This window comes from Synechococcus sp. R6-7, assembly GCF_047461695.1.
Classification (GTDB): Bacteria; Cyanobacteriota; Cyanobacteriia; order Thermostichales; family Thermostichaceae; genus Thermostichus.
This window is the reverse complement of the sequence record NZ_JANSHS010000374.1, coordinates 1-5942: the sequence shown is the minus strand read 5'-3', so window position 1 is coordinate 5942 and position 5942 is coordinate 1. Positions and strand designations below refer to the sequence as shown.

Annotated in this window: 6 protein-coding genes and 1 tRNA gene; 2 read left to right on the top strand and 5 right to left on the bottom strand. The window is 55.1% G+C overall.

Going from position 1 to position 5942, the window contains the following annotated elements:
• Window positions 1–2322, bottom strand: a 2322-nt coding sequence (locus NW815_RS11025; RefSeq protein WP_414416008.1) for an AAA family ATPase, incomplete at its 3' end; no start/stop codon positions are given.
• Window positions 2323–2415: 93 nt separating this feature from the next.
• Between NW815_RS11025 and NW815_RS11020 the strand changes: the two genes are divergently transcribed.
• Window positions 2416–2865, top strand: coding sequence for a gamma-glutamylcyclotransferase family protein (locus tag NW815_RS11020; RefSeq protein ID WP_414389562.1), 450 nt, complete (start codon window positions 2416–2418; stop codon window positions 2863–2865).
• Between the two features lie 298 nt (window positions 2866–3163).
• On the opposite strand, the gene NW815_RS11015 is transcribed toward NW815_RS11020, so the two are convergent.
• The 4 genes from NW815_RS11015 to NW815_RS11000 all read right to left on the bottom strand — a co-directional run bounded on the left by NW815_RS11015 (window position 3164) and on the right by NW815_RS11000 (window position 5252).
• Complete coding sequence (locus tag NW815_RS11015) at window positions 3164–3418, bottom strand: DUF2283 domain-containing protein (protein ID WP_011433140.1); 255 nt, start codon at window positions 3416–3418, stop codon at window positions 3164–3166.
• Window positions 3415–3684, bottom strand: a complete 270-nt coding sequence (locus NW815_RS11010) for a DUF4258 domain-containing protein (RefSeq protein ID WP_011433139.1) — start codon at window positions 3682–3684, stop codon at window positions 3415–3417. Before NW815_RS11010 ends, NW815_RS11015 begins: the two co-directional genes overlap by 4 nt.
• A gap of 134 nt (window positions 3685–3818) precedes the next feature.
• Window positions 3819–5000 carry an aldo/keto reductase gene (locus tag NW815_RS11005; RefSeq protein WP_414389563.1) on the bottom strand — a complete coding sequence of 394 codons (1182 nt, stop codon included), beginning with the start codon at window positions 4998–5000 and terminating at the stop codon, window positions 3819–3821.
• Window positions 5001–5178: 178 nt separating this feature from the next.
• Window positions 5179–5252 (bottom strand) — tRNA-Asp (locus tag NW815_RS11000).
• Window positions 5253–5301: 49 nt separating this feature from the next.
• Between NW815_RS11000 and NW815_RS10995 the strand changes: the two genes are divergently transcribed.
• Window positions 5302–5805, top strand: a complete 504-nt coding sequence (locus NW815_RS10995; protein WP_414342275.1) for a hypothetical protein — start codon at window positions 5302–5304, stop codon at window positions 5803–5805.
• The last annotated feature ends 137 nt before the right edge of the window (window positions 5806–5942 follow it).

Below are 5942 nucleotides of genomic sequence, written 5' to 3'. Positions count from 1 at the left end.
GGGGGGATCCCTGTGGTCAAGATAATACCGAACGGCTTGGGTCAGGTCGATTTCCAGGTCGCGGTTTTGGATGTCGGTGATCATCCTGTGCATAAGCTCCAGATGGATGCGGTCGTCTTGGGTGAGCAGAGCATACTTGCCATTGGGGCTGTTGTTGAGGGCGGCCAAGGCCGCTTGGGTGGCGGTAGCCGTTTTGGAAGGAGGCTTAAGGCGGGCATCCCGTAGCAAAAGAAACTGAAGCTCAGGGTGAGCACTCACCAATTGGTTGAAGTTATTGAGCTGTCCATACATGCTGCTGGGACCCACTTGGATAAAGGCGATCACCCGCTTCTCGGCGGAGAAATAGAGGTGATCTGGAAGTTTGCGTTTGCCCAGCTTCAGGGTGCTCATGGGGACAGGATGGATCCCTTGCAGGGCATTGACGATGGTGCGCAATTTGCCGATGTCGGCTGTGCTGTCGATGATCGCCTCTTGGGGATAGGCGGCGCGGAGCTGAGCCTCAGTGGTGCGGAGATAGGGATCCAGCGTCTCAACAAGATCGGCAGATGGGCTGGGATCCCGAAGGGGTGGAGATAGAACGATGGAGGGGCCGTGGGCAGGCAGAAGGGGGATGAGCAGTTGTTTGAGGGTTTGCAGCTCAGTTTCGAGCCGCTGGACACGGGCGGCTAGATTGCTGGCAGTGGGTACAACTTGCACCTGGGGAGGGAGAGGGATCCCGTTGATGTAGTGGCGATAGTAGGCTGAGGCCCGGTTGAGAATGGCGCGGATGGAGGGTTGGCTGAGGATATCGCTGAGGTCATCGGCGGTGAAGAGAGCTTGGAGGTGGATCCCTGAGGGCAGGCGGCTCTGGAGAAGGGCTTGAAGCTGGGGAAGAGAGGGGAGATCTAGGGAGAGAACGGTTTGGGAGAGACGATCAACGGTGGCCCGGTCAAATTGGGTTTGGAAATGTTGCCAACGGTCGGGGAACAGATTGAGGATAAACAGACTGTTGGGGATACGGGTAAAAAGCTCTTTCAGGGCATCGCCCAAGTTGAGGAGGATATCTCGATTTTCTTCTCGGCCCAAAGCTTCCAATTGGTCAAAGACAATAATGAGAGGTCGGTCAAGCAGCGAGAGCCTACCGATGACTTTCATTCCTTCTAGAGCAAAGGTGTTGCGGTCGAGATCTGCACTCCAGGGGGGCAACCCAATCAAGCCGGTATCCTCGGGATCCAGGTCGGTACCGCTGAGCCAGCGGATGATCTGTTGACGGCGGTTGGGATCCCTGTAGCTGCAGTATTTGATGATGCCCTTGAGAATGTTTTCGGTGGAACCGGTGAGAAAGTTTTGCTCTGCCCACCAGCGCAGAACCCGTTTTTCAATGGCTTGCCATTGTTGACGACGACGCTCGGTGCCTTCTGCTCCCAGGCAATGAAAGAGGTTGAGGGGATCCGCCGTGAGAAGGGAGAGAAGCTCTTCAGTTTTTGAGGTTTGGGGGAAGGTTTTCAAGATTTCCACAAAGCTCTTGGCAATCAAGTAGTCGAGCTGGGTGTGGTGATGGGCATCTACCCGTTCGCGCAGGGATTCCAGGGTGTGGCTGTAGATGTGGTGGTAGATGTTGTCGGGATGGGTGGGCTGAGGGATAAACAGGAGACGGTTGTGGCGCAGGAGGTTTTGGGCCACCCGCATGATCAGGTGGGTCTTGCCGGATCCAGGTTCTCCCAGTAAGACAACCCCTCGGCTCTGGTGGTTGGGATCCCGTTGGATGTCCTGTAGGGTGGCAGTGAGCTGCTGGTACTGAGGCTGATAGATGGTGGTCTCGTCGGGATAATGCTGAAAGGGATTGTCAACTCTGCTGTTGGCGAAAGGATTGGGAACATTCTGGGCTTTGAGCTGAGCGTGGGTGAGGTGGCGATAGAGGTGGTAGGTAAAGAGGGCATCGTAGCTGGCGTCGTGGGCCAGTTTGGAGTTGAAATAGCCGCTCTCCAGTTGGATACTAAGATGTTTGCTAAGATACTCTAGACTGTAGCTGGGGAGGTTGGGGAAACATTCCTTGGCAGCTAGCCAAGTGCAAAAAACGGGGTTAGAAAGCCACTCTTGGTTAGCTTGCTCAAAGGCTTGTTTAAGGATTTTTAGGTCTTGCTCTGCGTGGTGGAAAACAAGAGTCTTGCCTTGTGCCAAGCGCCGCAGGTCAGCAACGATTTGGGCCAAAGGTTTGGGCTGGGGGTGGTGGGGCGAGTATTCTTGGGTGTAGGCATGGTAAATAAGCTTGCCGCTGCTGTCGATAAGGGCGATTTCTTTGAGGTTGGGGTTGCCCTCGGTGTCGATAACCAAGTAGCTCATGGAGGGGCGGGATCCCGTGATGCTAATGTGCTCAATATCTTAGTGTAACTCTGGGTAGGCGGGTTCACCCGACACCAAGGGAACTGGAGATGAGTGAGCAGTGGTATTTTGCATACTAACCTAGATGCCCAGCAGATGGGACACCGTGCTGTTGATTTCAAGGAAGCTAGGCGTGCTCGTTTGCAGGGATACCGCCTGACGTTCAACAAGCGCGGCAACGATGGAACCGGCAAGGCCAACATTGTCCGGGATCCCTCTGGGGTTGTGTGGGGAGTTGCCTATCTGTGCAGCTCGGACAGGCTGGAGAGGATGGATCGGTATGAAGGAATTCCGGGAGGTCATTACCGTCGCCAGCAGGTTCAGGTTCGAAGCGATGAGGGTGAAGTGATCGAAGCAATGACTTACGTGGCGGGAGATTCATTCATTGATGATTCATTGATCCCAAGCGAGGGATATCTTCAAGGAATCTTGAAGGGGGCACGAGAGCATGGGCTTCCCCCCGACTACATTCATCAAATTGAAGCGATGGGGTTGGGTGGCTGAGAGCACTCTGTCCAAGGGGATTGAGGCTGCTGGCAAACAGGTTCCTGCCCCTGACCTTAAGATGGAGCCTCAAACCAGGTGGGTTGATCCCGAACGGTTTTGGCAGCGTCCAGATCCAAGAGAGTGCGGCCTATTCGATAAAAGTGACGGCACATCCGTTGGCAATCCGAAAGGTCGGCGACTGTTATCTCAATCACCTACAACCATGCCAAACAGGCCACAGCAAAAGGCTGGCCATCGCAATGGTACTCCTCTTGCGTCTACAGATGCGGTGGGGCTAGTGTTGCCAGACTCTCATCTAACTCAGTAACTGTTCTTGCAACACGGAGTTTCTCAATAAAACGATGTAGTCTTGAATCTCTTGCGGAAGCATTTTAATGTCGCTATCCATTTGTCGATGAACAGAGAGAACCTCAACTCCAACCAGTTGATTTTCCTTGTCGAAATCCAAAACAACCCCAGGGGCAATCTCCTCTGAGCTTTGGACTTGAGCTGTTGTCAAACGAATATATCCAGCATCCACATCAGGATCAAACTCGATGAAAGGTCTCATGGCAGCTTTTTCCCCATTGTTCGATCAAAAAAGATAGTCACCACTGTCCAAGGATCCGTTGATTCATCGTAAACAATCTTCAGGAGGCGATTGCCGTACTCCGGAATTCGACCATAGGCTTGCTTGAGCTGAGGATCTTTGGGATCCACTTGTACGTAGTCAGGGCAGCTCAGAACTCTCTCGATCCACTGGCTTGCGATCTCTTGTCGCTGCTGCAGCCGTCTCAACGCATGCTCAGATAGCCGAAAGTGCTCAGACTCTAACACGAGCTACCCAAATGAGATAAGGAGCCGCTGGCGGGAGCTGACAACTCTTTTTTTCCTGCGGTTAAAGAGTAAACCTTGCCATATCATCTTCTCCACCGGATCTCGACCGTCAAACGGGGGGATCCCTGAGCAAGCTAGCTCTGAGATAGGCGCTTCACCTCAGCTCCAGAGAGCAGGCGATGGGCTTCTTGCAACAAAGCCGGGATCCGGTCGCGGTGGGGGCTGTGGATAAGATAAGGTCGCAGGGCTTCGGCATCCACTTTGTCTGCCCGCTGGCCGGGGAGCCAACTGCCGGCATTGCCCAACAGGTTGTAACGGCTCTTGGCATAGTCCACCAAGTCATAGGCCAAGACCAAATTGCGCAGCAGCAGAATGAACGGGATATTCACTTGTCCGGGGGTTTGGTCGTAGCGAGGCAGGCCCTGGTGCCAAGTTTTGGCGTAGTGTTCCCCCACCTGCTCGATCAAAGCTTGCTCTAGGCGGGCCAGGATCGGCGGCAACAGCTCATCAGCCCGATCCAATAACTCCACCGCCTGCAGGTGCTCATCAAAATCGCTGGGTCGGGCCGCCCCAATGCTGAGGGTGTGAACCTGGGGATGGGACAGACAGAACAGGTCGTTGAAGACCATCGGGCTGAGGGGTTGGCACAACTGCACCAGCTTGGCGGGCGGATCGTAAAGCCTGCCCCCCTTATCCGAGGGACTGATGATGAATACCCCCATATCCTGCTGAGCGGCAGCCTCAATGGCGGGCCAGTTGGTCTGGTTGACAAAATACCAGTGCAGGTTGACGTAATCGAAGCCCCCTGACCGTATGGCTTCCACGATCAACTCCGTCGGCCCATGGGTGGAGAAGCCGACAAAACGCACCCGCCCCTGCCGTACCAGGCGCTGACACACCTCCAGACACCCCCCTGGACGCAGGCTGTGCTCCAAGTCTTCCCAGGTATTCAACCCGTGGATGGCCAGCAGATCCACATAATCGAGGTTCAAGTAGCTCATCGATTGCTCGAACTTGGCCAGGAACTGCTGCGGGTCGGCGCTGGGGCCAATTTTCGTCTGCACAATCAGATCTTGCCGGGGAAAGAGCGGCAAAATGCGGCCCAACTGCATTTCAGAAGTGCCATAGCCGCGGGCAGTTTCGATGTGGTTGATGCCCACCTCCAAGGCCCGGCGAATCGTCGCCTCCAGGTTCTGCTGGCTTGCCGCTGGGATCCCTGACCAAGGAGTATCTTGCCAACTGTGTTGATAGCGCATGCCACCACAGCTCAGCACGGGCATAGACAGCTCGGTACGCCCAAATCTGCGATACTGCATGGTTTTTCCCCTGGACTAAGCCCCATTTTAGGGCGGGCTTTCCATACCCCACCGCCGAAACTTGAACCCTGAGCCGGCCGCATTGTGCAGCAGTCACCGTCAGAAATCAAGAAATCAGATCAGTCTGGAAATGTGAGGGCTGCAGGGGAGCGACTAAGCTAGAGTGTTCTCAAGAGTACGGGGCTGACGGGGCTCGAACCCGCAACTTCCGCCGTGACAGGGCGGTGCTCTAACCAATTGAACTACAGCCCCAATCGCTGCGAATATCTATTCTGGATGTGAATGAGGATTGTTGTCAATCATGGTGGTTAGTTTGGCAGCACAGGCCGCAACCCTTGTGGATACTGCTCCCCAAAACGGGATCCCGACGGCGGCAATGCAACAGGTGGCGGATGTGCTCACCCAGGTGGCTCAACACCTGGATCACCTGCAATACACCACCTTGCGCTACCCCGATGGCGGCTGGCTGACGGTGCGGGTGGTCGAGGATCCTGCTGCTGGCGACTCATCCTCAGAGGGATCCCAGCCGACGACCCATCTGTGGATCCCGGCCTTCGGCCACCTGGAAGATGCCCACACCACGCTGGCAGAGCTTAAGGATCGAGCGCCGGAGCTGGAGACCGCTTCTTTTGGGGTCTTGGAGCTGTTGTTCTTGGCGTTGGGCCTTTCTCGTGCCGATGGTATTGTCTTTTACGACCAAGCTGGGGATCGGCAACAGGGCAAAACCGTAGCCTGCCGAGCTTTGATGGAACAGGTCAATCAATCGCTTCGCAGATGGGCCTCTCCACCCCCTTCAATGGCTTGAGCTCTTGAACTTTTCTCTTTTATGGTTTTGTGGTCATTTCGATTCAAACTAGGACAAAGCGTTGAATGCGGAGGGCCAGAAGGCTTTTCTAAGGACTCCGTCCCGCCGGCGCGATAGGACTCCGTCCCGCTGGCGCG